General features: G+C 67.4%; 24 protein-coding genes. 14 read left to right on the forward strand and 10 right to left on the reverse strand.

Annotated features, from left to right (window positions below; all coding sequences use genetic code 11):
- Positions 1 to 42: 42 nt before the first annotated feature.
- Genes HMPREF0591_RS14500 through HMPREF0591_RS14525 form a run of 6 tightly spaced genes read left to right on the forward strand, consistent with a single transcriptional unit; the run spans position 43 to position 6,885 of the window.
- Entirely contained in the window at positions 43 to 885 is an 843-nt protein-coding gene (locus HMPREF0591_RS14500; protein WP_040622551.1) for an enoyl-CoA hydratase, read from the forward strand.
- Positions 886 to 918: 33 nt separating this feature from the next.
- Positions 919 to 2,121 carry an amidohydrolase family protein gene (locus HMPREF0591_RS14505; RefSeq protein ID WP_040622855.1) on the forward strand — a complete coding sequence of 401 codons (1,203 nt, stop codon included), beginning with the start codon at positions 919 to 921 and terminating at the stop codon, positions 2,119 to 2,121.
- Between the two features lie 9 nt (positions 2,122 to 2,130).
- The gene (locus HMPREF0591_RS14510; protein ID WP_007169335.1) at positions 2,131 to 3,798 is read left to right on the forward strand and encodes an acyl-CoA synthetase; all 1,668 of its coding nucleotides are present in this window, start codon (positions 2,131 to 2,133) and stop codon (positions 3,796 to 3,798) included.
- Positions 3,779 to 4,609: an amidohydrolase family protein gene (locus HMPREF0591_RS14515; protein ID WP_007169336.1), complete on the forward strand. Its 831-nt coding sequence runs from the start codon at positions 3,779 to 3,781 to the stop codon at positions 4,607 to 4,609. The genes HMPREF0591_RS14510 and HMPREF0591_RS14515 overlap by 20 nt, the downstream gene beginning before the upstream one ends.
- Positions 4,610 to 4,611: 2 nt before the next feature.
- Entirely contained in the window at positions 4,612 to 5,670 is a 1,059-nt protein-coding gene (locus HMPREF0591_RS14520; RefSeq protein WP_007169337.1) for an acyl-CoA dehydrogenase family protein, read from the forward strand.
- Positions 5,671 to 5,685: 15 nt separating this feature from the next.
- Entirely contained in the window at positions 5,686 to 6,885 is a 1,200-nt protein-coding gene (locus tag HMPREF0591_RS14525) for an acyl-CoA dehydrogenase family protein (RefSeq protein ID WP_007169338.1), read from the forward strand.
- Between the two features lie 15 nt (positions 6,886 to 6,900).
- Here HMPREF0591_RS14525 and HMPREF0591_RS32360 read toward each other — a convergent pair whose 3' ends face one another.
- Positions 6,901 to 7,077, reverse strand: a complete 177-nt coding sequence (locus tag HMPREF0591_RS32360) for a hypothetical protein (protein ID WP_007169339.1) — start codon at positions 7,075 to 7,077, stop codon at positions 6,901 to 6,903.
- Between the two features lie 11 nt (positions 7,078 to 7,088).
- Positions 7,089 to 8,546, reverse strand: a complete 1,458-nt coding sequence (locus HMPREF0591_RS14530; protein WP_007169340.1) for an NAD(P)/FAD-dependent oxidoreductase — start codon at positions 8,544 to 8,546, stop codon at positions 7,089 to 7,091.
- A 206-nt stretch (positions 8,547 to 8,752) separates the two neighbouring features.
- Between HMPREF0591_RS14530 and HMPREF0591_RS14535 the strand changes: the two genes are divergently transcribed.
- Together HMPREF0591_RS14535 and trxA are read left to right on the forward strand one after the other, a co-directional pair.
- A complete protein-coding gene (locus HMPREF0591_RS14535; protein ID WP_007169341.1) occupies positions 8,753 to 9,133 on the forward strand; it encodes a carboxymuconolactone decarboxylase family protein in 381 nt (126 codons plus the stop codon).
- A gap of 55 nt (positions 9,134 to 9,188) precedes the next feature.
- Entirely contained in the window at positions 9,189 to 9,563 is a 375-nt protein-coding gene (gene trxA / locus HMPREF0591_RS14540) for a thioredoxin (RefSeq protein WP_007169342.1), read from the forward strand.
- A 174-nt stretch (positions 9,564 to 9,737) separates the two neighbouring features.
- Here trxA and HMPREF0591_RS14545 read toward each other — a convergent pair whose 3' ends face one another.
- The 7 genes from HMPREF0591_RS14545 to HMPREF0591_RS14575 all read right to left on the reverse strand — a co-directional run bounded on the left by HMPREF0591_RS14545 (position 9,738) and on the right by HMPREF0591_RS14575 (position 17,456).
- Positions 9,738 to 10,883: a thiolase family protein gene (locus HMPREF0591_RS14545; protein WP_007169343.1), complete on the reverse strand. Its 1,146-nt coding sequence runs from the start codon at positions 10,881 to 10,883 to the stop codon at positions 9,738 to 9,740.
- 19 nt (positions 10,884 to 10,902) lie between these two features.
- Positions 10,903 to 12,120 carry a CaiB/BaiF CoA transferase family protein gene (locus HMPREF0591_RS14550; protein ID WP_040622554.1) on the reverse strand — a complete coding sequence of 406 codons (1,218 nt, stop codon included), beginning with the start codon at positions 12,118 to 12,120 and terminating at the stop codon, positions 10,903 to 10,905.
- 21 nt (positions 12,121 to 12,141) lie between these two features.
- Positions 12,142 to 13,350, reverse strand: coding sequence for a cytochrome P450 (locus tag HMPREF0591_RS14555; protein ID WP_007169345.1), 1,209 nt, complete (start codon positions 13,348 to 13,350; stop codon positions 12,142 to 12,144).
- 141 nt (positions 13,351 to 13,491) lie between these two features.
- Entirely contained in the window at positions 13,492 to 15,144 is a 1,653-nt protein-coding gene (locus HMPREF0591_RS14560; RefSeq protein WP_007169346.1) for an acyl-CoA synthetase, read from the reverse strand.
- Between the two features lie 85 nt (positions 15,145 to 15,229).
- Positions 15,230 to 15,850: a PaaI family thioesterase gene (locus HMPREF0591_RS14565; protein ID WP_007169347.1), complete on the reverse strand. Its 621-nt coding sequence runs from the start codon at positions 15,848 to 15,850 to the stop codon at positions 15,230 to 15,232.
- On the reverse strand, positions 15,847 to 16,467 hold the full coding sequence (locus tag HMPREF0591_RS14570) for a cysteine hydrolase family protein (RefSeq protein WP_007169348.1): 621 nt from the start codon (positions 16,465 to 16,467) through the stop codon (positions 15,847 to 15,849). The genes HMPREF0591_RS14565 and HMPREF0591_RS14570 overlap by 4 nt, the downstream gene beginning before the upstream one ends.
- On the reverse strand, positions 16,464 to 17,456 hold the full coding sequence (locus HMPREF0591_RS14575; protein WP_007169349.1) for a Rieske 2Fe-2S domain-containing protein: 993 nt from the start codon (positions 17,454 to 17,456) through the stop codon (positions 16,464 to 16,466). The genes HMPREF0591_RS14570 and HMPREF0591_RS14575 overlap by 4 nt, the downstream gene beginning before the upstream one ends.
- An 81-nt stretch (positions 17,457 to 17,537) precedes the next feature.
- Between HMPREF0591_RS14575 and HMPREF0591_RS14580 the strand changes: the two genes are divergently transcribed.
- From HMPREF0591_RS14580 to HMPREF0591_RS14595, 4 genes are read left to right on the forward strand one after another with little or no spacing between them, the layout of a single operon-like run.
- Complete coding sequence (locus HMPREF0591_RS14580; RefSeq protein ID WP_007169350.1) at positions 17,538 to 19,163, forward strand: flavin-containing monooxygenase; 1,626 nt, start codon at positions 17,538 to 17,540, stop codon at positions 19,161 to 19,163.
- Positions 19,164 to 19,172: 9 nt separating this feature from the next.
- Complete coding sequence (locus tag HMPREF0591_RS14585; protein WP_007169351.1) at positions 19,173 to 20,291, forward strand: alpha/beta hydrolase family protein; 1,119 nt, start codon at positions 19,173 to 19,175, stop codon at positions 20,289 to 20,291.
- Positions 20,291 to 20,665, forward strand: coding sequence for a nuclear transport factor 2 family protein (locus tag HMPREF0591_RS14590; protein WP_007169352.1), 375 nt, complete (start codon positions 20,291 to 20,293; stop codon positions 20,663 to 20,665). Before HMPREF0591_RS14585 ends, HMPREF0591_RS14590 begins: the two co-directional genes overlap by 1 nt.
- Positions 20,662 to 21,705 carry a TIGR03857 family LLM class F420-dependent oxidoreductase gene (locus HMPREF0591_RS14595; protein ID WP_040622857.1) on the forward strand — a complete coding sequence of 348 codons (1,044 nt, stop codon included), beginning with the start codon at positions 20,662 to 20,664 and terminating at the stop codon, positions 21,703 to 21,705. The genes HMPREF0591_RS14590 and HMPREF0591_RS14595 overlap by 4 nt, the downstream gene beginning before the upstream one ends.
- Positions 21,706 to 21,790: 85 nt before the next feature.
- On the opposite strand, the gene HMPREF0591_RS14600 is transcribed toward HMPREF0591_RS14595, so the two are convergent.
- Positions 21,791 to 23,287 carry an acyl-CoA carboxylase subunit beta gene (locus HMPREF0591_RS14600; protein WP_007169354.1) on the reverse strand — a complete coding sequence of 499 codons (1,497 nt, stop codon included), beginning with the start codon at positions 23,285 to 23,287 and terminating at the stop codon, positions 21,791 to 21,793.
- A gap of 85 nt (positions 23,288 to 23,372) precedes the next feature.
- Here HMPREF0591_RS14600 and HMPREF0591_RS14605 point away from each other — a divergent pair, with 85 nt between their 5' ends.
- Together HMPREF0591_RS14605 and HMPREF0591_RS14610 are read left to right on the forward strand one after the other, a co-directional pair.
- Positions 23,373 to 24,395 carry an LLM class F420-dependent oxidoreductase gene (locus HMPREF0591_RS14605; protein WP_040622556.1) on the forward strand — a complete coding sequence of 341 codons (1,023 nt, stop codon included), beginning with the start codon at positions 23,373 to 23,375 and terminating at the stop codon, positions 24,393 to 24,395.
- Positions 24,392 to 25,627, forward strand: coding sequence for a cytochrome P450 (locus HMPREF0591_RS14610; protein WP_007169356.1), 1,236 nt, complete (start codon positions 24,392 to 24,394; stop codon positions 25,625 to 25,627). The genes HMPREF0591_RS14605 and HMPREF0591_RS14610 overlap by 4 nt, the downstream gene beginning before the upstream one ends.
- Positions 25,628 to 25,706: the final 79 nt, after the last annotated feature.

Consider the following 25,706-nt stretch of genomic DNA (forward strand, 5'->3'; position numbering starts at 1 on the left):
TCGCGCGATCCGGTGCACAATCGTGAGGAGGGACCGGGGGAGATGTCCGGCAGCGACGGCACTTCCGACGACGCGGTGCTCTACGAGGTCACCGGGAGCGGGGTCGCGATTCTGACCTTCAACCGCCCGGACCGCCTCAACGCCTGGGGCCCGGACATCGCCGCCGGGTTCTACTCCGCGATCGACCGCGCCGAACAAGACCCGGCCGTCCGGGCGGTCGTGCTGACCGGCCGTGGCAAGGGCTTCTGCGCCGGTGCGTACCTCGGCGCGCCCGATTCCGCACCCAGCTTCGGCGACACCATGGAGAAGGCGAGTCAGACCAACCTCGCCGACCTGGTCGGGGAGCGCCCGCCACATTTCGTGACCACGTTGCGCAAGCCCGTCATCGCGGCCATCAACGGAGCCTGCGTCGGTATCGGCCTGACGCAGGCGCTGATGTGCGACGTCCGATTCGCCGCCGGGGGCGCCAAGTTCGCCGCGGTATTCGCCCGCCGCGGACTGATCGCGGAATTCGGGATCTCCTGGATACTGCCCCGCCTCACCACGTGGGGCGTCGCCCTCGATCTGCTGTTGAGTGGCCGCACCTTCCTCGCGGAAGAGGCGGCCGAGCTCGGCCTCGTCAAGGAAGTGGTCGCACCCGAGGATCTGATGACGCGCGCGCTGGACTACGCGGAGGACATCGCCCGCAACTGTTCACCAGCGTCCATGGAAGTGATCAAGAGGCAGGTGTACGGCGACGCCACCCGCGACGTCGTCGACGCCACGTCACGCGCGGAGGTCCTGCTGCACGAGGCGATGCCGCGGCCGGACGTCATCGAAGGCATCACCAGCTTCCTCGAGAAGCGCCCCCCGCAGTTTCCCTCGCTCAACTCGACCGACGCTTAGTGTTCGCCGGTGAGGCCGGAAAGGATGATCATCATGGCCAATTTGGGTTACCAGGCGATCGACGTCGACAACCACTATTACGAGCCGCTGGACGCCTTCACCCGGCACCTGGACAAAAAGTTCAAGCGCCGCGGCGTGCAGATGCTCAGCGACGGCAAGCGCACCTGGGCGGTGATCGGCGACCGGGTCAACCACTTCATCCCCAATCCGACGTTCGATCCGATCATCGTGCCCGGTTGCCTCGACCTGTTGTTCCGCGGCGAGATTCCCGAAGGCGTCGACCCGGCGTCGCTGATGAAGGTCGAGCGGCTCGCCAGCCACCCCGAGTACCAGAACCGGGATGCGCGGATCGCGGTGATGGACACCCAGGACATCGAGACGGTGTTCATGCTGCCGACCTTCGCGTGCGGCGTCGAGGAGGCGCTCAAGCACGATATCGAGGCGACGATGGCGTCGCTGCACGCATTCAACCTGTGGCTCGACGAGGACTGGGGATTCGACCGGCCGGACCACAGAATCATTGCGGCACCGATCATTTCGCTGGCCGATCCGGCCAAGGCCCTCGAAGAGGTGGACTTCGTGCTCGCGCGGGGAGCCAGGCTGGTGCTGGTGCGGCCGGCGCCGGTGCCGGGCGTCGTCAAGCCGAGATCGCTGGGCGATCCCAGCCATGATCCGGTGTGGGCCCGGCTCGCCGAGGCGAGCGTTCCGGTGGGCTTCCACCTCAGCGACAGCGGCTATCTGCACATCGCGGCGCAGTGGGGCGGCAAGGCGACCTTCGAGGGGTTCGGCGAGAAGGACCCCCTCGATCAGGTCCTCCTCGACGACCGCGCCATCCACGACACGATGGCCTCGATGATCGTGCACGGTGTGTTCACCCGTCATCCCCAACTTCGGGCGGTCAGCATCGAGAACGGGTCATACTTCGTGCATCGGTTGATCAAGCGACTCAAGAAGGTGGCCAACAATTACCCGCGGCATTTCCCCGAGGATCCGGTGGAGCAGTTGCGCAACAACGTGTGGATCGCCCCCTACTACGAGGACGATCTGCCCGAGCTGGCCGACGTCATCGGCGTCGACAAGATCCTGTTCGGATCCGATTGGCCGCACGGCGAGGGTCTCGAGTCGCCGGTGTCGTTTACCGAGGAGCTCAACGGATTCAGTGCATCCGACATCCGAAAAGTCATGCGCGACAACGCCCTCGATCTCCTCGGCGTTCCGGTCGCATCGGCCGTCTAGCCGCGCGCTATGAGTGAATGGACCGTGGGCGCCGTGCTGGACGCCATCGCCGATGTCGTGCCCGACCGCCTGATGACGGTGTGTGCCCATCGCAAGAGCACGTTCGCCGAATCCGCCCGTCGCACCAACCGCCTGGCGAACTACCTCGACGGCAAGGGTTTCGGCGTTTACGCGGCGCGCGAGGCGTTGCAGCGCTGGGAATGCGGCCAGGACCGCATCGCGCTCCTGATGTACAACGACCTGTATCCGGACATGGTGATCGGATGCCTCAAGGCGCGCACCGTCCCGGTGAACGTGAACCACCACTACTCGCCCCGCGAGATCCGCGACCTGCTCGACTACGTCCGACCCCGGGGAATCATCTATCACCGTTCGCTCGGCGCCCGCTTCGCCGACGTACTGCCCCCGGCCGGCACCGAATTGCTGATCTCCATCGACGACGGCAGCGCCGCTCCCGAACTGCCCAACGCGGTCTCGCTCGACGATGCCCTGGCGACCGCCGGCCCGGACCGCGAGGACGCGGGGTCGCCGGACGACCTCATCATGATGTGCACCGGCGGCACGACGGGACGCCCCAAGGGCGTCCTGTGGCGACAGAGCGACATGTACGTGTCGTCCATGGTGGGCGCCGACCACGCGAGCGCCGCCGAGATCCACGCCAAGGTCTCCGGCGGTGGACAGCCGTGGTTCGCCGTCTCCCCGCTGATGCACGCCGCCGGGATGTGGACGGCGTTCTCCGCGCTCTGCGCCGGCCTGCCCGTGGTGCTCTACGACGACCGCAACAAGCTGGACGTACGGTCGGTGTGGGAAACCGCCGAGCGTGAGAAGGTCGGGATGATGACCATGGTGGGTGACGCGTACGCCGGGCCGTTGATCGCCGAACTGCGCACGCGATCCTACGACCTCTCCTCGCTGCACGCGATCGGCACGGGTGGGGCCGCGACGAACGCGAAACACAAACGCGCACTGATGGAATGCCTGCCCCACATCACCATCATCGAGGGCTACGGCTCTTCGGAGAGCGGCAACATGGCGTTCGGGCACAGCCGCGAAGGCAATGCCAGCGACACCTTTCAACCCAGGGACGGGGCCAGCGTGGTGTCGGCCGACCGCAGCCGGTTCCTGCGGCCCGGCGAGCCGGAGGTCGGCTGGGCTGCCCGCACGGGCCGGATTCCGCTCGGCTACTTCGGCGACGCGGAAGCCACCGAGCGAACCTTCCCGGAGATCGAGGGGCGGCGGGCGGTGATCCCCGGCGACCGGGCGTCGCTGGAACGCGACGGCACGATCCGCCTGCTGGGCCGCGACTCGCTGGTGGTGAACACCGGTGGCGAGAAGGTCTTCGTCGAAGAGGTCGAGGAGGTGCTGCGCGCACAGCCGGGCGTCGTCGACGCCCTGGTCGTCGGGCGGCCAAGCGAGCGATGGGGAGAGGAAGTCGTCGCGCTCGTCGCGACCGACCCCGACGCGCACGTCAGCCGCGACGCCCTCCACCACGCGTGCACGACACAACTGGCGCATTTCAAGGCGCCCAAGGCCTTCCTCTTCGTCGAGCGGATCGAACGCCTCGGCAACGGCAAGCCCAACTACCGGTGGGCCAGAGAACAAGCCGGCCAACAGGTTCCGGCGATCGAGCTGGTCCCGTCCGACCCGCAAGGAAGCCATGACCAGCAAAGCGATTGACTGCCTGGTGAACGTCCACTTCGGGGAAGCGGAATCCCAGCCGACGTGGATGCTCAGGGTCCGGGACGACTACTTCAAGGGCCCCGAGTCGATGTTCGCCCCGGTCGACCTCGCCGAACTCCTCGCCGAGATGGACGAGCAGGGCGTGCGAAAGGCGATCCTGATGGACTCGCTTGCCAACCCCTCCACGACCGCGCGCAAATTCGTCGAAGCCAGACCCGACCGGTTCGCGCTCGCGATGGGCGGGGTCAACCTGCTGCGCCCGGTGCGGTCGCTGCGCGAATTGACCGCCGTCGCGGCCGAGTTGCCCGTCGCGTATGCGGTGGTGGGGCCGAGCTTTTGGGGCGACGGCCAGTATCCGCCTAGCGATGCCGTGTACTACCCCCTCTACGCCAAGTGCGCCGAGCTGGACCTTCCGCTGTGCATCAACACCGGTATCCCGGGACCGCCCATACCCGGCGAGGTCCAGCACCCCATGCACCTGGACCGGGTGTGCGTCCGATTCCCCGAACTTCGGTTGTGCATGATCCACGGAGCCGACCCGTGGTGGGATGTCGCGATCCGGCTGCTGCTGAAGTACGCCAACCTGCGGCTCATGACGTCGGCGTGGTCACCCAAGCGCCTGCCGGAGAGCCTGCTGCACTACATGCGCACGCGCGGCCCCGACAAGGTGATCTACGCCTCCGACTGGCCGGTGTTGCCCATGCGCCGGGTCATCCCCGAAGCCCGTGCCCTCGATCTGCCCGCCGAGGTGCTGGACAACTACCTCTACAACAACGCGCGGGACTTCTTCTTTGGGAAGGACGAGTGACGATGGACCGATTCGAACTACGCAGGCTCGACTACAGCCTGTCCGATGACCATGTCGCCCTGCAGAACGCCTACAAGCAGTTCTTCAAGACCCACTGCTCGATCGAAACCGTCCGCGCCGCAGAACAATCCGGCTTTGACAAGAACCTTTGGGAGCGGTTGTGCGGGATGGGCGCGACCACGATGGCGCTGCCGGAGTCGTGCGGCGGTGACGGCGCGACGCTCGTCGATCTCACCCTGGTGGCCGAGGAGATCGGCCGATCCCTGGCGCCGGTGCCGTGGATCGACCACGTATGCACCGCACGGCTGCTGGGCCGGCTCGGCGCGCTGGCCGAGGGCGCCGCCGGGGTCGCCGAGGGGGAGCAACTGGCCGCGCTCGACCCGCGCATCGGCGCCGGCCGCGGCCCGCGGTTGATTCCCTCGGGGTCGATCGCCGACCACATCGTCGTCCGCGACGGCGACGAAGTCGTGAGGCTGGGCTTCGCCAGCCGTCCGGCGAAGGTCGACAACATCGGCCGGCTTCCGATGGCGTGGGTGGATCCCGCCGCGGCTGACACCCGTGCGATCGTCGGCGAAGGGCCCGACGCGGTGTCGGCTTACCGGACGGCGCTGGACGAGTGGCGGCTGCTGACCGCGGCGGCGCTCGTCGGGCTGGTGGAGGAGACCATGACCATCGCGGCCGAATTCGCCAAGACCCGCTACACGCTGGGTGTGCCCATCGCCACGCTGCAGGCGATCTCGCACCCCCTTGCCAACATGGCCATCACCGTCCAGGGCGGACGTAACCTGGCTCGACGTGCCGCCTGGTTCATGGACAACGAACCCGACGAGCGGCCCGAATTGGCGCCCTCCGCCTTCGTTTTCATGGCCGAAGAAGCCGCCAGGGCGGCGACCATGGCGGTCCACATCCAAGGCGGGCTCGGGGTTTCGGCCGAGGCCGCGGCGACGGCGTATCTGGTGCGCGCCCGGGGATGGCCGCTGGCCGCCGGCGATCCGGGCGCGACGGCCCAACGGATCGCGGAGATCGTGACCGCCCGCGAGGGCGCGGCGCAGCCGGCATAGGAAGGGGCAACGTCCATGGATTTCTCCCGCGTCGAGCTGTCCGACGACGACAACGCCTTCCGTGCGGAAGCGCGGAGCTTTCTGGCCACGCACATGACCGAAGAGGTCAGGCGCCGGGACCGGGAAACCGGCGACAATTTCGACGAGGGGCTGCACCTGAAGTTCGGCGCCGCGGGTTATCTGGAAGCCGAGTGGAAGCCGGAATCCGAAGGCGGTTTCACCCGGGTGCGGCGCCGCATCTGGGAGCTGGAGAAGCGGCGGGCGCACGTTCCCTGGGTGACGTGGGGGACGACCGCGATGGTCGCCCGTTCGGTCGACAGGTTCGGGTCGCCGCAGCTGCGCGACGAGGTCCTGCCGAAAGTCTTCAGCGGCGAGGTGCGGTTGTGTCTCGGCTACACCGAGCCCGAAGGCGGCTCCGATGTCGCCACCTGTAAGACCCGCGCGGTGCGGGAGGCCGACGGGTCGAGCTGGATCATCAACGGCTCCAAGATGTTCACGACCGGCGCCCACAACTGCCAGTACGTCTTCCTGATCACCAACACCGCCCCGGATGCGCCGAAGCACAAGAGCCTGACCATGTTCCTGGTGCCGCTGGACTCACCCGGCATCGAGATCCAGGGAATCCGAACGGTGGACGGCGACCGGACCAACATCGTCTACTACAGCGACGTCCGCGTGGACGACAAGTATCGGCTTGGCGACGTGAACGGCGGCTGGACGGTGCTGCGCGAACCGCTCAACGTCGAGCACGGCGCCGTCGCCGCCGCCCCGGACGGGCTGCAGGACACGTCGATCATGATGCACCAGGCCGGGTTCCTGTCCCAGGCGGTCGACCGGGCGGCGGCGAGCGTGACTCGGCCCGACGGCGACGGGCGCCGGCTCATCGACGACAAGTCGGTCGCCTACCGGCTGGGCCGCTGCGTGGCCCGATTGGAGACGGCGCTGGCCACCCCGAGCATTTTCGGCCGGGTCGCCATCGCGCAGACGATGCGCGACATCTCGCCGGAATTGATGGACATCCTCGGCGCCGCGGCCACGCTGCCGTACGGGACGGAGGCGGCCGCCGACGACGGCAGCGCCGAGTACGCCTACCGGTTCGCCCCGCTGGTGGGAATCTATGGCGGGACGCTGGAGGTGTTCCGCAACATGATCGCCCAGTACATGCTGGGCCTCGGCAAACCGGCTTACGCGCCACCGGTCACGAAGGTGTCGTGACCGGTTGGCGGGTGCTCAGCCGTGCCCCCCGTAGATGATCCGCAGCATCTTGAGATTGATGCGGAGGAAGCGCCCGAACTGGACGAGCATGCTCTGGCGCATCCGGAGCGTCGTTGGGGTGGGCAGCGGTGCGTCGGCAATGCGTTCGGCCGTCAGCGCATTCACGTCCGAATAACCGTTCTCGTCGTCCATCGGAGTGCCTTTCACTCAGGAATCAGCCACCAGAATGGGCGGGCTTTCGCCTTATAGATGAAGAGATAGTGCAACAACAGCTTGATCCAGTGGCCGGCGAGGCCGAGCTCACCGGAGGTGCCGGCGATGTCGCGGCCCGTCTGCGGATACTTCGCCGGGTCGGGGACGACGGGGAACATCGTCATCGCGGCGGCCGAGCCCTCACGCAAACCGGTGCCGGCCGACGCAACGCACGCCGCGCCCATCGTCGACATCGAGGCGCGGTGCGCGGCTGCGGCCGTTCCCTTGGTGATTCGATCGCGGATGGTCTCGGCGACCGTTTTCGCCATGATGCCCGACGGCATGCCGGTTCGCGGCGGGCTGGGGGTGATGACCGTCCCGGTGGGACTCGTGCGCGGCCGCGAGATGGGATGTGGGGGAGCGAACGCGATGCCCGGCGCGAAGATATTCGGGTAGGCGGGGGACTCGTAGGTGTGCGGCCAGTCCTCCGCCGACCACTCGTCATAGGGCTTGCCCGAGTAGTCCGCGTCTACCTTCAGGAAGCCCGACGGTGCGAACAAGGTGGACGTGATGTCGTTGCCGCGCTTGTCGTATGCCGTCAGCGCAGCTCCCCGGAACGGCGGTAGCAGCATGGCGAAGTCGAAGTCCAGTTCGTGTTCTCTGCCGTCGAGTTGCTCGTAGCGCAGCTTGCCGTCCATGACTTCATGGACCGCCGCCTGTGTGATGGCCCTGACGCCGCGCTCACGGAAGAGTGACTCGGTCCACAGCCGGCTGGACTGCACGAAGCCCTTCTCGACGAAACTCATTCCACCGACGCCGAAGTCGCCAAGTTCGTACTCGTTCGTGAGGTAGACGATGTCGGCGAGGTCTCGCACTCCGGCGGCGCGCAGCGTGTGCTCCACGTTGAAGGTGTATTCGAACGCCGCACCCTCGCACGTGCAGGTTCCGTGCCCGACGCCGATGACGAGCCGCTGCTTCTCACCGGCCTTGAGCTTGGCCACGACCCGGTCAAGCGCTTTCGCCGCCTCGACGGCATGGTCCGCGGTGCACACCGAATATGAATGCCCCGCGGGGCCCAGCCCGGGCGTGGCCGCGAAGTTCAGCAGTGGGCCGGTCGCGTTGATCAGGTAGTCATAGGTGATGGAGCCGCTCTGCCCCTCGTGCTCGTCGTCCGTGTAGACGAAGTCCACCGACGGCGCCGGCTGGTCCTCGGTGCCCTCCGGGCGGATCGCGGTGGCGAGGGCTTGACGGAACACGATGCCCTTGCGCCGGTAGATCGGCCTCAGCGGAATGAGTACCTTGGCCGGATCCATTCGCCCGACGCCGACCCAGATGTTCGACGGGATCCAGTTCCAGTCGGCGTTGGGGGAGATCACCACCACTTCGTGGCTGCGGCCCAGCCATCGGCGCAGGTGCAGCGCGGCGGTATGCCCGGCGATGCCAGCGCCGAGGATGACGACTCGTGCCATTGATGCTCCTTCGTTCCGCAGGCCGGCATGACCGTTGGGACGAGCTGCTCCCCGCGGGAATGCCGAGCGCTTCGAGGCCAGATTGCGCCCCGTGACGACGCATCTCTAGGGCCGATGGACTCTATTGGCGGAGGCATATGTGCACCGAAGGAAAAACTCCATCGGTTGGCGGGAATACCCCTACCCGTATAGGTATTGTATCAAGCATGACCGAACATAACCACTACCAAGAGGTGCTCGACGACCTCAACCCCCAGCACCGCGCGCTGCGCAAGATGATCCCGGACGTTTACCGGGGTTTTGCCGAGACGAGCAACGGCGCACTGACCTCGGGCGCCTTGGACAAGAAGTTCAAGGAGCTGATCGCGGTCGCGATCGGCGTCGTCGCCGGATGTGACGGCTGCATCGCCTCGCACGCTCAGGGGGCGGCCCGCGCCGGCGCATCCAAGGAAGAGGCCGCCGAGGCGATCGGCGTCAGCATTCTCATGCATGGTGGCCCGGCGACCATCTATGGTGCACGCGCCTACAGCGCGTTTTGCGAATTCGCCGACAAGATCGCGGACGACGCAGCAGGGCCGGCCCACTGAGCGGCCACCGCCCAGGTCGAGACGATCCCACCCTCATTTTTCGAAAGGAACAGCCATGACCGTCAAATCACTGACCGCCGCCGATTTCGAGTCGACCATCCTGACCAGTCCGATCGTGCTGGTCGACTTCTGGGCCCCGTGGTGCGGGCCATGCCGGGCCTTCGCGCCGACCTTCGAACGATCCGCCCAGAACCACCCGGACATCGTGTACGCCAAGGTGGACACCGACGCCGAGCCCGAGCTGGCCGGGACCGTGGGCATCCGCTCCGTGCCGACGATCATGGCGTTCCGCGACGGCATCCTCGTGTACAGCCAGCCGGGGGCGATGTCACCGGCGGTGCTGGAGGACCTGATCGACCAGATCAAGGGTCTGGACATGGAGAAGGTCCGCGCCAAGATCGCCGAGCGCAAAGCCGCCGTGCAGGCATAGTGGCCCAACCGATTTCCCGACCATAAGCGAGCAACCATGTGCTATCCCGTACGCTGCCGCCGATGCGGCAACATCACCTGGGCGGGGTGCGGTCAGCATGCCGAAAGTGTGATGAAGCGGGTGCTCGCCGAGCAACGGTGCACCTGCGGCCATAGCGCCCGATAGCGCGACCACTCAGGTCGTCAGGATGGTTGCCGCGGCGGTGCCGGGCGCGCCGTAAAGCTGAGCGAAGCCGACGCGCGGCTCACCGGGTATCTGGCGGTCGCCCGCCTCGCCCCGCAGTTGGCGCACCAGTTCGTGGATCTGGTGCAGGCCCGACGCCCCGATCGGCTCGCCGTTCGCGATCAACCCGCCGTCGGTGTTGACCGGCATTGAACCGGCGATTTCGGTGGCACCGTCGGCCAGCAGCTTCTCCTGCTCGCCGTCGGCGCAGAACCCGCACTCGGCCATGTGGATGATCTCCGCTCCGGCGTCGGTGTCCTGCAGCTGGATGACATCGACATCCTCCGGCGCCACGCCCGCCCTTTCGAAAGCGGCGCGCGACGCGTACACGGTCGGGGAGACGTCCTCGTCGATCGGGGCGAAGGTGGTGTTGACCTCGTAGGCGCCGTAGCGGCGGGTGCGCACCTCGACCGCCCGCAAGAAGATCGGCGTGCCGGTGTAGCGGTGGGCAATGTCGGCGCGACACATCACCACGGCGGCCGCACCCTCGTCGGGCGCGCAGAACATGTACTGGGTGAGCGGGTAGTTCAGCATCGCCGAGTTGAGGATGTCGTCCTCGGGGATCGGCTTGCGGCGAAAGGCGCATGGGTTCAACGCGCCGTTGCGGAGATTCTTCGCGGCCACCTTGGCCAGCGTTCGGTGCGAGATGCCGTGGTCGTGCAGGTAGCGGTTGGCCTTCATGCCGAAGAACTTGGTCGTGAGGTACTGCCCGTTCTCGGCATACCAGCGCGGCATTCCCACCAGGGCGGGATCCTCGGTGAAGGCGCCGCGGGGATGCTTGTCCAGACCGATGGCGATCCCGATGTCGTAGTCGCCGAGCCGGATACCGTCGGCACAGGCCTTGGCGGCGCTCGCCGCGGTAGCGCACGCGTTGAACACGTTGGTGAACGGGATGCCCGACAGCCCGACCATCGCGACGATCGCGTCCGGGTTGGCCACCGTCCAGCTGCCGCCCGTCGCGGCCTGAATGTCCTTCCATTCCAAGCCCGCGTCGGTGACCGCGAATTGGATGGCGTCGGTGGCCATCTCCATCGCCGACTTGCCCTCGAAGCGGCCGAACGGGTGCAACCCCACGCCGATGATCGCCACGTCATTCATGGGCGCGGCATGCCGTCCGTCACGCGATAGCTCCCGAGTCCTTCAGTTGCTCGATGCGGTCCCAATCCATACCCAGTTCCATCAGCACGAGCTCGGTGTGTTCGGAAGCCTGAGGGGCCCGCGTGGTCACCAGCGGCTCGTGGTTGAACTGCACGGGGCCGCGCACGACGCGGAAAGGCTTCCCGCCGCCGGCCAACTCGACCTCGCTGATCATGTCGTTGGCACGGGCCTGCTCGTCGTCGACCAGGTCGAGAAGGCTCTGGAACGGCGCCCATTGGCCCTTCATCGTCTTCAAGTGCTGCCGCCAGTAGTCGACAGGCTTGGCGGCGAAGGCCTTTGCGATCAGCTCGGCGGCCGCGCCGGCGTTCTGAATCAGGGGCAGCACGTCGGAGAAGCGGGGATCGTCGGCCGCCTCGGGGATGCCGAGATGCTCGAATGTGTCGCGGATCAAGCCGGTCGGGCTGATGATGCACAGGTTGATGGTGCCGCCGTCGGAGGTTTCGTAGTTGCCCATGAAGGGGTTCACCGACATCGCGGTGGCGGCGCCCGGCATCGGGGTGCGCATCACCTGCCCGGTCTCCATGCCCTGCGTCACGCTCGCTCCCGCCGCCCACCAGGCGGTGCTCAGCAACGACACGTCGAGCTCGAGGGCTTCGCCGGTGCGCTCGCGATGCAGCAGCGCCGCCGAGATGCCGCCGGCGATGAACATGCCGCCGATCGAGTCGCCGAACGCGGGAATGCCCTGCCCGAGCGCGCCGCCCAGCTCCTCGGGGGTCAGCGCGTACCCGATGCCGCTGCGCGTCCAGAACGCCGTCCCGTCGTAGCCGCCCGTGTCACGCTCGGCGCCCTTGTCGCCGTACGCCGACCCGCGCGCGTAGACGATGTTCGGGTTCACCGCGCGAATGTGCTCGACGTCGAACTTGTGCTTCTGGCGCTGCGCCGGCATGTAATTGGTGAGGAACACGTCAGAGGTCTTGGCCAGTTCGTAGATCACCTCTTGACCGCCCGGCGTCGAGACGTCGATCCCGACGCTGCGCTTGCCCCGGTTGGGATGTTCCATCAGCGGGTGCCGCTCCGGATCGAGTTGGATGCCACCCATGTTGATGAAGCCGCGTTGGGTGTCGCCGCGCAGCGGGTGCTCGACCTTGATGACGTCCGCGCCCCAATCGGCGAGAATGGCGCCCGCCGCCGGGACGAACGTGAATTGGGCAAGTTCCAGGACTCGGATGCCGGACATGACTTTTACCATTTTCGGACCCTACTTCGCGTCGAACGTCACGGGAAGCGCCGTCGGTGAACGGAAAGGCTGGCCATGGATGTGCGGGTCGTCGTCGGTGCGCAGCCTGACGTTGGTGACCCGATCCAGCAGGCACTCGACCGCCACGCGGGTTTCCAGCCGCGCCAGGTGCAGACCCAGGCACGTGTGCTCACCGGCGGCGAAGGAGATGTGCGGCAGGTGCTTGCGGAAGATGTCGAATTCCTCCGCACGCTCCCAGCGCCGCTCGTCGCGGTTCGCTGACCCGATGCACACGCCGACCACCGACCGCGCCGGAATCTCGACACCCTGAAGCTCGGTGTCCTCGGTGGTGAAGCGCTGCACGGTGGTCAGCGGTGTCTCGAAGCGCAGACCCTCCTCGATCGCCTGCGGCAGTAGCTCGCGGTCGGCCCGCACCGCGGCGAACTGGTCCGGGTGGGTGAGAAGCAGGTACAACAGGTTGCCCGACGACCGGTACGTGGTCTCCAGCCCGGCGGGCAACAGCAGCCGCAAGAAGGAGTAAATGGCTTCATCGCTGAGCTTTTCGCCGTCGATCTCCGCGGTGACCAGATCGCCGATGATGTCCTCGGTCGGTTCCGACTTGCGCTGTTCGATCTGCTCGACGAAGTAGTCCTTGAGCGCCGCCGACGCCTCGAAGGCGCGCTCGTAGTCGACGTGATAACTGATCAACTGCACGGCGCGCTTGCGGAACGTCGGCAGGTCGTCGGCGGGCAGCCCCAGCAGCCGGGCGATGACGCGGGTGGGGAATTCGAAGGTGAAGTCGCGGACCAGGTCGGCTTGACCGGCCTCGATGAACTCGTCGATCAGCGCGTTGCAGATCGGCCGCACAATGGTGTTCTCCCAGCGGGCCAACGCCTTCGACTTGAACGCCGCGGACACGAGGTTGCGGTGGTCGCGGTGCTTCTTTCCCTCCATCGCCAGAATTGTCGGGCCCATGAACAGGCCGATCGTCTTGTCATACGGCGCGGAGCTGAACACCCGTCCGTCGCGGAACACCGTGTTCACCGCGTCGAAGGACACCGCGGAGTACTCGCGCTTGGGCCTCAGCGACTCGGGTGTCCTGGAATAGTCCATCACCGTGCCGCGGAACACCCCGGATTCGCGGCGCTTGCGGGCAAAGAACGGGTAGGGATCACGCAGGCTGACGGTCTGGCCGTCGGCGCCGGCGGCGGCGTGAACGTTGGTCGTCACCTTCGATCTCCAGCATCTTCGGCGGGAACGGCAGGCCCTCGCGTACGATCGTACTGTAATTCTTACAGTAGGCAATATGGCGAGGCCCGCGGAAGTCGCCCTTCCGGAAGCCGCCTCAGCGATCGGCGCGGATCGAGCCGGTCAGCCGTTCACCGCCTGCTCGCGCGCCCAGCGGTAATCGGCCTTGCCCGACGGGCTGCGCTCGATCGCCGCGCGGAAAACGATCGCTTTCGGAAGCTTGTAGCGGGCCAACGACCGCCCGGCGTGCGCGACCAGCTCCTCGGCGTCGGCGCGGGCGCCCTCGGCCAGCGCGACAACGGCAACCACCTCCTGGCCCCATCGCTCGCTGGGCCGCCCGGCGACCACCACGTCGGCCACCGCCGGATGCGACGCGATGGCGGTCTCGACCTCCTCGACGAAGATCTTCTCCCCGCCCGAGTTGATGGTCACCGAATCACGGCCCAGCAATTCGATGCTGCCGTCGGCGCGGTGGCGTGCCCGGTCACCCGGGATCGCGTATCGCACTCCGTCGATGACGGGAAACGTCTTGGCGGTCTTGGCCGCATCGCCCTTGTAGCCCAGGGGGACGTAGCCGCGCTGGGCCAGCCAGCCCATCCCGTCGTGACCGGGCTCCAGGATGGCGCTCAGGTCCTCGGCGGCCACGAACGTGTCCGGTCCCGCGTTGAACGTTCCGGTCGACACCGCCCCCGAGGTCGACAGGTGGTGCATCTGCGCGCCGGTCTCGGAGGATCCCACCCCGTCGACGACGACGGCGTTCGGCAGGACTTCGATCAATCGCTGCTTGACGTACGGGGTGAGCAACGCGCCGCCGTTGGCGACCACAGCCAACGACGACACGTCCGCGATGCCTTTCTCGATGGCGGCGACCAGCGGCCGGGCCATGGCGTCGCCGACCACGGTCACCACGGTCACCCGCTCGCGCTCGATGGTCCCGACGACCTCGTCGGCGTCGAGCCGGTCGACGACCGACGGGAAGACGACGGACTGCCCGGTCGTGATCGCGGTCATCACGCTCCACTGGGCCGCTCCGTGCATCAGCGGCGGCAGGACCATCAGCTTGGTGCCGGGACCGGCAGCCGCCCCCGCCGCGATCTCCTCGACGGACCCGAACGGCTCACCGGTCATCAGGTTGCGCCCGCCGAACGACGTCATGAAGATGTCGTGCTGGCGCCACAGCACGCCTTTCGGCATTCCGGTCGTTCCGCCCGTGTACAGGACATACAGGTCGTCGGGCGAATGCCGAACCGGTGGCGGCTCCGGTGCGCCGGACGCGATGATGCTCTCGTAATCCACTGCGCCATAGATCAGTTCGTTGCCCGAGTCGTCGGCGATCTGAATAAGCACCCGCAGTTGGGGCAGGTCCGGCAGGATTTCGGCCACCCGGGGCGCGAACGCGGCGTGATAGATGAGCGCGGTCGCCCCCGAATCCGCGAGCAGGTACTGCAGCTCGTTTTTGACGTAGCGGAAGTTGACGTTGAACGGGGCCACGCGAGCCTGGAACGAGCCGAGCAACGCCTCGACGAATTCGTTCCCGTTGTAGGCGTAGATCCCGAGCAGGTCCTGGCCGGCCTCGTGGCCGGCGACGGCGGAGCGTTCGGTGTGGCACCCCAACCCTCGCGAATGCAGGTACGCGGCGAGGCGGCGCGACCGTTCGATCACTTGTTTGTAGCTGTAGCGCCGTCCGCCCTGGATCAGCAGCTCGCGATCGGGAATGGCGGCCGCGACGGCCGCCGCGACGGCGGGCACCGTGAATTCTGTTGCTGTGTCGGACATCAGGCCTCTCAAGTAGTAACGCCGAGCAGACGCAGAATCGCATGAGCGGGAACCGCGCGATGCGATTCTGCGTCTGCTCGCGCTTTCACGGCTGGTGGGGGAGCAATCGGACCATCAGGCCGTTGGCTTCGGTGAGCAGCGTGCCGTCAGTGGCCGTCATCGTAGCCGAGATGAGGATCTTCCTGCCCTCGATATCGGTGATACGCCCCCGCGCGGTCAACGGCTCGTCGATCGGGGTGATGTTCCGGTAGTCGACGTGCAGGTATGCCGTCCGCGTGGGTGGCGTCCCGGCCGTGGACACCATCATCCCGAAGAGCCAGTCGTAGAACAGGGGGATCATGCCGCCGTGTACGGCGTTGTTTCCGCCCACGTGGGATCGGCTGAAATGCCCGGCCATCGCGACACCGTTCGGACCGGATTCGGTGACGGTCCACGGCGGTAGCAGTGGGTGGCCCAGGCCGTGCAGCTCGATGACGCGGCCGGCCGGCGCCGCGCCTTCGGGCACCTGGTGGCCGTCCAGCAGGGCGCAGGCCTCTTCGACGTGGCGGGCCGCGGCGGTCCACGCCGCGCTGTCCGGACTGCTGGCGACGGTCAGGTCCTGCAGGCGGCGCATCGCGTCCACGAACCGGCCCAGGCCGGGTGGTGCGTGGTCGGCGGGCTTGATGTCGGGGAACCCGCCGCGGACTCCGGGTGCGGTCTCGGTCAATGCCGCCTCCAGACCTCGAGCAGCGCATCGGTCGTGGTGATGGTCGCAAGCAGCGACAGGGTGTTGGCGATGACGGCCTCTCCATACTCGGTCGGTACGCCGGCAACGGCGTCCCGGGGAACGATCACGCGATAGGCGGCGTTGACGGCGTCCATGACGACGTTGGGGATGGCGATGTTCAGGGACACCCCCACGACGACGATGGTGGACGCCCCGAGGTTGCGTAGTACCGCGTCCAGGTCCGTGCCCCCCATCGGCCCGACGCCGTGCCAGCGGCTCAGCACCAGATCGTCTGGCTCCGGCCCCAATTCGGGCAACAGTGCGGCCCCGGGAGTGCCGGGGGTGATGTCGACCTGCTCGTGCCCCATGTTGAAGATCTTGGCGTTGTGGTTGGAGCCGAGCCCGTCGGGCCGTCGTTGCACCAGGCAGTGGACGACGCGGACGCCGGCCGCCCGGGCCACCGGCAACAGCCGCACGATGTTGGGTAGGGCGACCCGGCGCGCCTCGGTGGCCAGCATCCCCAGGCCGGCGTTCGGGCCCATCACCGCGCCCTGGCACTCCTGGGTGACGATCGCGGTGTGGCCGGGCGCCGCGATATCGGCCAGCTGGGGCGTCATGCCGGCACTTCGTAGAACTGCGTCGCCCACTTACGCAGCGCCATATACCCTTTGGCGTCCACCTTGGAGAGCGCCGGGTTCTCTACGTACTTCTGGTAGCGCCAGATCTGCAGGTCGTCGAAAACGGTGGACAGGAACTGTTTTTCGATGACGTCGCGCAGCTTGCCCTGTGGTACGTCGGAGTCGTCGCCGGGAAGCCGCGGCCACCAGATCGAGTAGAAGAGGTCCGAACACCCGTCGTCGACCGGTGTGCAGGTGAAGATCAGCCGATGGTTCTGCGCCCCCTCGAAGACACTGATCGCCCCGCCCAGTCCGAACAGGTGGCTGTGGAACCGCAACGCGAGGTCCTCGGGGTTGTCGCTGCGCGCGTCCGGCCACCCCGCGACGAATTGCCACTCGTGGTCGACGATCTTCCAGTCCAGCACCCGCGGGGTGACCGTGGCGTGATGCACGTATTCGAAATGCGCGCTGTCGGGCGCGTTCTCCGCGACGATCTGCGGATGCACCGGCTCGCGCTCGGCGCGCCGGGAGAACTCCGGGTAGGCGCGGTAGTAGGCCGCGGGGTCGGTCTCGAATTGCGGGAACTTCCGGAAGATGTCCGGCATCTCCCACTGCGGCTCCTTGCCGTCCGGCTGGTGCCAGACGAACACGCAGTCGTACTGCTCGCGTACCGGGTACACCCGCAGCCGCAGCGCGCGGTTCGGCCGGTCCGGTTGGTAGGGGATGTACCGGTTGGTGCCGTCCGGTCCCCAGCGCCAGCCATGGAACGGGCACTCGACACAATCGCCCAGCACTTTGCCGCCGTGGCCGATGTGGGCGCCGAGGTGTTTGCAGTGCGCTTCCAGCACGTGCAGCTCCCCGGACTCGTCGCGGTAGGCCACCAGGTCCTCGCCGAAATAGTGCAGCGGCCGCACCTCGCCGATCGGGAATTCGGGCGACCACCCGACCATGAACCACCCGGTGACCTTCCAGGTGAAAGGCACTTTCACGCCGAAGCCTCCGAACGTCTGATACTAAGTCCATTACAGTATAGATTTCAGCAGTCGGGTCCGTGCACGGCAAGGAGTGAAGTGACTGAAGCGGCTGACAGTCGGATCGAGGTCATCGTCATCGGCGCCGGCTTCTCCGGGCTGTACATGCTGCATCGGTTGCGCCAAGCGGGCATCCGGGCCCGTGTCCTGGAGATGGCCGACGATGTCGGCGGCACGTGGTTGTACAACCGGTACCCGGGCGCGCGCTGCGATATCGAGAGCATTGAATACTCTTACAGCTTCTCCGAAGAGATTCAGCAGGAATGGGTTTGGACCGAGTCGATGCCGGCCCAGCCGGAGATCGAGGCCTACCTGAACTTCGTCGCCGACCGGCTCGACCTCCGCCGCGACATCCAGTTCGACACCGAGGTCGTCGCTATGACCTTCGACGAGGACGCCGCGGCCTGGGTGGTGCGAACCAATGCCGGCGAGACGTTCCGGGCCCCGTTCGTCGTCGCGGCCTCGGGCATCCTCTCCGTTCCGTTGAAGCCCGACATCCCGGGTATGGACAGCTTCGCCGGCGCCTCGCTGTACACCAGCCACTGGCCCAGAGAGGGCTTCGACCTGACCGGGAAGCGGGTCGGCGTTATCGGGACCGGTTCCACCGGCGTTCAGCTCATTCCCGTGGTGGCGCGGGAAGCACTGCAGCTCCGCGTGTTCCAGCGTTCACCCGCCTACACCCTGCCCTGGCGCGTGCACCGGTTCGAGGCCGGCGAGCTGGACGGGATGAAGGCCCGCTACGACGAAATCCGGGCCGCACAGCGGGCCCACCCGATCGGGGCGGCGCGGCTGAGCGCCTTCTCGGTGCTGCTGGAAATGCTGGGCAGGCCGCCGCTGAAGTCCGCCACCCGCGAGGAGCAATTGCGCGCCATCGAGGACCACGGCGTGCTGGGCGCGCTCAACTGGGGTGACGTTTTCTTCGACATCGAGGCGAACCGAATGGCCGCCAAGCTGTACGGCGACGCGGTGGCCCGCATCGTCAGGGATCCGGACACCGCGGCCTCGCTGGTGCCCGTCCATCCGTTCGCGTGCAAGCGGCCGATCATCGACCAGGGTTACTACGAGACCTTCAACCGGGACAACGTCACCCTCGTCGACCTGCGCAAGTCACCGATCCGCGAGGTGACGCAGGGTGGCATCCGCACCGAGGGCAACTCCTACGACCTGGACGTCATCATCTACGCCACGGGCTTCGACGCGATGACGGGGGCGCTGAGCCGCATCGACATCCGCGGCCGCGACGGGATGTCGCTCGCCGAGTTCTGGTCGAGCAAGGGCGCGCTGTCCTATCTTGGGTTGGCGGTCGCGGGCTTCCCCAACCTCTTCACCATCCAGGGGCCGGGCAGTCCCAGCGCCGCCACCAACTTCGTCGCCGCGCTGGAACAGCATGTGGAGTGGATAGGTGATTGCATCGCACACCTGCGGGACCGCCGTATCCGCACGATCGAGGCGCTGGCCACCGCGCAGCAGGAGTGGATCGACCACACCACCGCGCTCGTTGCGCCGACGGTGCTGGTCCACCCGTCCTGCAACTCGTGGTACAACGGCGGCAACGTGCCCGGGAAGAAGCGGATGTACATGGGCTACACCGGCGGAATCCCCGAATATCGGCGCCGCTGCGACGAGATCGCGGCCGGCGGATACACCGGTTTCAAGCTGGCTTAGGTGAGTGCCATGTCGAAGGTGACGCAAGGCTTTGGTCTGGCCCGGGACGCGACCCGCGAGCTGGGGATGCTGCTGCCCCGCACGGTGGCCGGGCTGAACCGGTCAACCGGCTGGGTGCCGGCGTCGCCGCGCGGGGTGCGGCAGTTCGGCGAGGTCCTGCTGGACGAGCTTGTGCTGAGCGGCTTTTCGCTGCTCGGCGGCAGTCCCGCGGCGATGCGGCCCCTGTCGGGCTGCACAGCCGCGGCTGAAGAACTGTCGGACCTGGGCATCGACCGCGCGCACGCCGACCCGGCGCCGCTGCGGGCGACCTCGGTGCGGCGGCGGCGCATCGGCAACCTCGCCTACGAGCGGATGGCGTTCGAGCACGACCCGGCGTTGCCCAGAGCGCTGCAAGCCGAGGGACTGGGCGGGCCGGCCCGGGCGGTGGTGCACCTGTGCCGGCACGACGACGGTCCGAGGCCCTGGCTCGTCTGGGTGCACGGCGCCGGTCAGGGCGGTACGGAAGACCTGTTGCTGAGCCGCATCGGCCGAATACATCACCAGCTCGGGTTCAACGTCGCGCTGCCCGTGCAGCCCGGTCACGGTTGCCGTCGCCGCGAATGGCCCGCGTACCCGGACATGGACCCGTTGGGCAACGTCGCCGGCATGATGCGCGCCGTTTCGGAGATCCGCGCGGTGGTGCGCTGGGCGCAACCGCAGGCCAGCGCGGTTGTGGTGGCGGGGATTTCGATGGGCACTCCGGTGGCCGCACTGGTTTCCCACCTGGAGAGGCGGGTCGACGCCGTCGCGCTGTACACCCCGATCCTGGGGCTCAACGCGATGATCGCCCGGCATCTCGGGCGCTGGGGATCGTCGCGGGACGCGTTCCGGGACCTGTTGGCGTCCCCGCAGGTGGCGCAGCTGACCTCGGTGATCGACCCGCTGCGGGCGGATCCGGCACCGCCGCCGGAACGCCGGCTGATCGTCGGCGCCTGGCACGACCGGATGGCGATGCGCGAGCCCGCCGTCGCGCTGCACGAGCGCTGGGGCGGCGAGCTGTACTGGTACGACGGCAGCCACGTCGGGCACATCTTCTCCCGGCGGGTGCAGCAGGTCACCGACCGATTCCTGCGCGGCGTGGCCGGCTGATGGCCGCCACGCGCACGGCCCGCGAGGTGGTCGAGCTCTACAACCTCGTCGTCTGGAACGAGCAGAACTTGGAGCTGGCCGAGGAGTTGTTCGCCGACACCGTGATCCGCCACGAGGTGGGGGAGGCGCACGTTCTCACCCGGCAACAGGCGGTCAGCAGGGTCAGCGACGTCTGGGCGATGTTCGACACGCTGCGCTTCGACCTGAACGTCGTCGCCGCCGGCGACGAGCACGTCGCGATCGTCTACGACTCATCGATGACCACCACGGACGGCACGGAGACCAACGTCGCCAGCATCGAGGTGTTCCGCGTCATCGACGGCAAGATCACCGAGGTCTGGAATTGCGGCTACCAGCAAGGAGTTTGGAGTTGAGCGATCGCACGCTGGACGAATTGGGTTACTACCTGTTGGCCGGTGCCGGCGGCGAAGGGCCGGCGGCCCTCGTCGATGAGGCCCGCCGCGGCGAGGAACTGGGCATGGGCACCGCGTTCATCTCCGAGCGCTGGAACGTCAAGGAGGCGTCGTCGCTCACCGGCGCGGCGTGCGCCGTGACGACCAGGATGCAGATCGCCACCGCCGCAACCAATCACAACACCCGTCATCCGCTGATCACCGGGTCATGGGCCACCACCATGCACCGGCTCTCCGGCGGGCGCTTCACGCTGGGCATCGGCCGCGGCATCGCGGCGATCTACGGGGCGTTCGGCATACCGGCGGTCACCACCGCGCAGATGGAAGACTGGGCCCAGGTCATGCGCCGCCTGTGGCACGGGGAGTTGATCTTCAACCACGACGGGCCGATGGGCAAATACCCGATCCTGTTCCTGGACCCCGACTTCGACGAGGACATCCGATTGGCGCTGGTGGCGTTCGGGCCCAAGACCCTCGAGCTCGGGGGCCGTGTGTTCGACGACGTCATCCTGCACACTTACTTCACCCCCGAGACGCTGCGGCGCTGCGTGGCGACCGTCAAGTCCGCGGCCGAGAAGGCGGGCCGCGACCCGGCCAGCGTGCGGGTGTGGTCGTGCTTCGCGACCGTCGGTGACCACCTCCCCGAGGAGTTGCGGCTGAAGAAGACGGTCGCCCGGCTGGCCACCTACCTGCAGGGCTACGGCGACCTGTTGGTGCGCACGAACAACTGGGACCCTGCTGTGCTGCAACGCTTTCGGGAAGACCCGGTGGTGACGTCGATCGCCGGCGGCATCGACCACAAGGCCACCGCCGGGCAGATCGAGCACATCGCCACCTTGATCCCGGACGAATGGCTGGAGCCGGCGGCCACCGGGTCGGCGCGGCAATGCGCGGATCGCGTCCGCACGGAGTTCGACTACGGCGCCGACGCGGTGATCATGCACGGCGCGACGCCGGACGAACTCGAGCCCGTGATCGCGGCGTACCGGGCCGGCGGCTGACGCGCGTGAGGGCGCGCAATTGTACGGCTGCAGACGGCGTGTCGCGTGCAGACACGGTCGCTCGCGGCGGGTAGCCGGGAGGAGCTCAGGGCATGATGACGGTCCGGCTGACCGGTTCGGCGGCGGCCTGGCGGGCCGACAGTCCCCGAAGCAGTGAACCGAGCAAGGCATCGCGGGTCTCGCGCGGATCGATGAGTTCGTCGAATCCCAGATGCTCGGCCGAGCGATAGGACGCCTGCAGCTCGGCGTCACGCAGCTTCGCGGTGATGTCCTCGCCGGCGTGCGTCGCCCGGCCCAGCGCGGCCGCACTCATGGCGCCCATGGTCGCGCCCGGGTAAGCGAAGGTCGCGCTCTGGTGATCGAAGCCCAACAGCGACATGACCATCGAGCCGAACCCGTACGCCTTGCGCAGCGTGACGTGCAACTTGACCGTGGTGGCCGCGGTCTGCGCGGCGAACATCCGCGCACCGGCGCGCAGCACGCCGCTGCGCTCGGAGCGGCTACCGGGCAGCATGCCGGGGTTGTCGGCCAGGAAGACGATCGGCAGGTGGAACGAGTCGGCCACCATGATGAAGTGTGCGGCCTTGTCCGCCGCGTCCGCGTCGATCGAACCGGCGATCACCTGGGGCTGGTTGGCCACCACCGCCACCGGGTGCCCGCCGAGATGGGCCAGCGCGCAGATGATCGCCTTGCCGTACTGCGGCTGCACCTCGAACCAGTCGGGCCGGTCGAAGACCACGTCGAGCACGGCGCGCATGTCGTAGACACGGCGGTTGTCGCGGGAGACGATGTCGAGCAACTCCGGCGTCGCACGTGGCTCGCTGTCCTCGTCCGGTGGCAGCTGTGCCGGGTACGACCACGCGCTCGGCGGGAAATACGACAGGTACCGCCGGATATCGGCGATCACGGCTTCGTCGTCTTCGGCGACGTTGTGGATCACCCCGCTCGGCAACGCGGTGACGGGTCCACCGAGGTCCTCCTTCGAGATCTCTTCTCCGGTGGACTCTTTGACGACCGGCGGCCCGGCGGTGAAGATCGCGCCCTGTCTGCTCATGATCCGGAAGTCGCAGACCGGGGCGACCAGGGCGCCATGCCCGGCCGACGGCCCGAGCACGGCGGCGACGGTCGGTACCCGGCCCGAGCATTGCGCCTGCGCGAGCAGGTCGGTAGGGGTGCGGCCGTAATGTCCACCGCCGGGACGAAAGCCGGCGCCTTCGAGCAGCATCACCAACGGAATCTTGTCGCGCAGCGCGAGTTCGGCGATGCGGTAGCGCTTGGAGTTGCCGCCGGGTCCGATGCTGCCGGCCATGGTGGTGAAGTCCTCGGCGCCGAGCATCACCGGCGAACCGTTGATGAGACCGGAGCCGACGACGATGCCGTCGGCGGCGACCTCGCCGCCGACCAGGGTGCCGAGTTCACGGAACGACCCCGGGTCGAGCAACTGGTCGATCCGCGCGCGGGCGTCGAGCTTGCCCTTGCCGCGGTGTTTGTCGAGCCGCTCCGGCCCGCCCATTTCCCGCGCGTGCTGACGGCGCCGACCGAGATCGTCGAGCGTTTCTCCCCAGTCCTGGGATTTCGGCATGCCTATGTCCTACCTCATGGGGGTTTGGTCTGGCGAGCGGATCTGCAGGGTCACATACTGGATTGCTTACTGTAAAGTTACCCGCATGGTCGACGCCGCCCGCCTCAAGGTCGACGGGGGCATCCCCAATCAACTCGCCCGGGTGACCGAGGCGGCGGTCGCGCTCGAACGCGACGGGTACGACGGCGGCTGGACGGCGGAGACCAGCCATGACCCGTTCCTGCCGCTGCTATTGGCCGCAGAGCACACGTCTCGGCTGGAACTGGGCACCAACATCGCGGTGGCGTTCGCCCGCAATCCGATGATCGTGGCCAACATCGGTTGGGACCTGCAGGCGTACTCGCGGGGACGGTTCATCCTCGGGCTGGGCACCCAGATCCAACCCCACATCGAGAAACGATTCAGCATGCCGTGGAGCCATCCCGCGCGCCGGATGCGCGAGTTCGTGGCCGCCCTGCATGCGATCTGGTCCGTGTGGAAAGACGGCGGAAAACTGCGCTTCGAGGGCGATTTCTACACGCACAAGATCATGACCCCGATGTTCACCCCGGAGCCGCAGCCCTATTCCGCGCCCAAGGTGTTCCTCGCGGCGGTGGGCGAGGCGATGACCGAACTGTGCGGGGAGGTCGCCGACGGTCACCTCGGTCACCCGATGGTGTCCAAGCGCTACCTCGACGAGGTCACCGTGCCGGCGCTGCTGCGCGGTATGCGGCGAGCCGGCCGGTCCCGCAGCGGGTTTGAGGTGTCCGGCGAGGTGATGATCGCCACCGGGGAGAACGAGCAGGAGCTGACGGCCGCCACGGCCGCCGTGCGCAAGCAGATCGCCTTCTACGGGTCGACGCCGGCGTACCGCAGGGTTTTGGAGCTGCATGGTTGGGGAGACCTGCAGACCGAACTGCACCGCCTGTCGCTCGCGGGTGAATGGGACGCCATGGCCTCGCTGATCGACGACGAGATGCTCGCCGCCTTCGCGGTCGTCGGGCCGGTGGGCACCATCGCCGCCGCCCTCCAGGACCGCTGCCGCGGTGCGGTGGACCGAGTGCTGCCGATCTTCATGAACGCTTCCCCGTCCTGTATCACGGCCGCACTGAAGGAGTTTCGCCAGTGAGCACCACCACCGTAGACGACTCCGCCAGGCTGTTGGCGGATCCCTTGGCCTACACCGACGAGCGGCGCTTGCATGCCGCGCTGACCCACCTGCGCGCCCACGCGCCGGTCTCGTGGGTGGAGGTGCCGAACTACCGGCCGTTCTGGGCGATCACCAAGCACGCCGACATCATGGACATCGAGCGCGACAACATGTTGTTCACGAACTGGCCGCGCCCCGTGCTGACGACGGCGGAGGGCGACGAGATGCAGGCGGCCGCGGGGGTGCGCACGCTGATCCACCTGGACGATCCGCAGCATCGGGTGGTGCGCGCGATCGGCTCGGACTGGTTCCGCCCGAAAGCGATGCGGGCGTTGAAGGTTCGCGTGGACGAGCTCGCCCGGATCTACGTCGACAAGATGATGGCCGCGGGCCCGGATTGTGACTTCGTCCAGGAGGTGGCGGTCAACTACCCGCTCTACGTGATCATGTCGCTGCTGGGGCTGCCGGAGGCCGACTTCCCCAGGATGCTCAAGCTGACGCAGGAGCTGTTCGGCAGCGACGACTCCGAATTCAAGCGGGGCACCACCAACGAGGATCAGCTGCCCGCGTTGTTCGACATGTTCCAGTACTTCAACGGGGTGACCGAGTCCCGCCGCGAGCACCCGACCGAGGATCTGGCGTCCGCGATCGCCAACGCCCGGGTCGACGGGGAGCCGCTGTCGGACATCGACACCGTGTCGTACTACCTGATCGTCGCCACCGCCGGCCACGACACCACCAGCGCGACCATCTCGGGTGGCTTGCAGGCGCTCATCGAAAACCCCGACCAACGCGAGCGCCTGCGCGACAACCTCGATCTGATGCCGCTGGCCACCGAGGAAATGATCCGCTGGGTCACCCCGGTCAAGGAATTCATGCGCACCGCCGCCGAAGACACCACCGTGCGCGGGGTGCCCATCGCCGCGGGGGATTCGGTGCTGTTGTCCTATGTCTCGGCCAACCGCGACGAGGACGTGTTCGCCGACCCGTTCCGCTTCGATGTCGGCCGCGACCCCAACAAACACCTCGCCTTCGGTTACGGCGTGCACTTCTGCATGGGCGCGGCGCTGGCTCGCATGGAGGTCAATAGCTTTTTCACCGAGCTGCTGCCGAGGCTCGAATCGATTGAGCTGACCGGTGATCCGGAATTGGTCGCCACCACGTTCGTGGGCGGCCTCAAACACCTCCCGGTGCGCTACTCGCTGATCTGACGGCTGCCCGGGGTGAGCGACCCGCTTAGTCGGCGTGTGCGACGATCGCGATCGTTACGCTCCCCGTGGAGGTGTCGCA

Origin of the sequence: Mycobacterium parascrofulaceum ATCC BAA-614 (assembly GCF_000164135.1) — a bacterium.
GTDB lineage: Bacteria > Actinomycetota > Actinomycetes > Mycobacteriales > Mycobacteriaceae > Mycobacterium > Mycobacterium parascrofulaceum.

Bases quoted from the DNA above. Each gene is read 5' to 3' on its own strand.
- HMPREF0591_RS14500 (WP_040622551.1), top strand. From the start codon at position 43: ATGTCCGGCAGCGACGGCACTTCCGACGACGCGGTGCTCTACGAGGTC.
- HMPREF0591_RS14505 (WP_040622855.1), top strand. From the start codon at position 919: ATGGCCAATTTGGGTTACCAGGCGATCGACGTCGACAACCACTATTAC.
- HMPREF0591_RS14510 (WP_007169335.1), top strand. From the start codon at position 2,131: ATGAGTGAATGGACCGTGGGCGCCGTGCTGGACGCCATCGCCGATGTC.
- HMPREF0591_RS14515 (WP_007169336.1), top strand. From the start codon at position 3,779: ATGACCAGCAAAGCGATTGACTGCCTGGTGAACGTCCACTTCGGGGAA.
- HMPREF0591_RS14520 (WP_007169337.1), top strand. From the start codon at position 4,612: ATGGACCGATTCGAACTACGCAGGCTCGACTACAGCCTGTCCGATGAC.
- HMPREF0591_RS14525 (WP_007169338.1), top strand. From the start codon at position 5,686: ATGGATTTCTCCCGCGTCGAGCTGTCCGACGACGACAACGCCTTCCGT.
- HMPREF0591_RS32360 (WP_007169339.1), bottom strand. From the start codon at position 7,077: ATGGACGACGAGAACGGTTATTCGGACGTGAATGCGCTGACGGCCGAA.
- HMPREF0591_RS14530 (WP_007169340.1), bottom strand. From the start codon at position 8,546: ATGGCACGAGTCGTCATCCTCGGCGCTGGCATCGCCGGGCATACCGCC.
- HMPREF0591_RS14535 (WP_007169341.1), top strand. From the start codon at position 8,753: ATGACCGAACATAACCACTACCAAGAGGTGCTCGACGACCTCAACCCC.
- trxA (WP_007169342.1), top strand. From the start codon at position 9,189: ATGACCGTCAAATCACTGACCGCCGCCGATTTCGAGTCGACCATCCTG.
- HMPREF0591_RS14545 (WP_007169343.1), bottom strand. From the start codon at position 10,883: ATGAATGACGTGGCGATCATCGGCGTGGGGTTGCACCCGTTCGGCCGC.
- HMPREF0591_RS14550 (WP_040622554.1), bottom strand. From the start codon at position 12,120: ATGTCCGGCATCCGAGTCCTGGAACTTGCCCAATTCACGTTCGTCCCG.
- HMPREF0591_RS14560 (WP_007169346.1), bottom strand. From the start codon at position 15,144: ATGTCCGACACAGCAACAGAATTCACGGTGCCCGCCGTCGCGGCGGCC.
- HMPREF0591_RS14570 (WP_007169348.1), bottom strand. From the start codon at position 16,467: ATGACGCCCCAGCTGGCCGATATCGCGGCGCCCGGCCACACCGCGATC.
- HMPREF0591_RS14585 (WP_007169351.1), top strand. From the start codon at position 19,173: ATGTCGAAGGTGACGCAAGGCTTTGGTCTGGCCCGGGACGCGACCCGC.
- HMPREF0591_RS14590 (WP_007169352.1), top strand. From the start codon at position 20,291: ATGGCCGCCACGCGCACGGCCCGCGAGGTGGTCGAGCTCTACAACCTC.
- HMPREF0591_RS14600 (WP_007169354.1), bottom strand. From the start codon at position 23,287: ATGCCGAAATCCCAGGACTGGGGAGAAACGCTCGACGATCTCGGTCGG.
- HMPREF0591_RS14605 (WP_040622556.1), top strand. From the start codon at position 23,373: ATGGTCGACGCCGCCCGCCTCAAGGTCGACGGGGGCATCCCCAATCAA.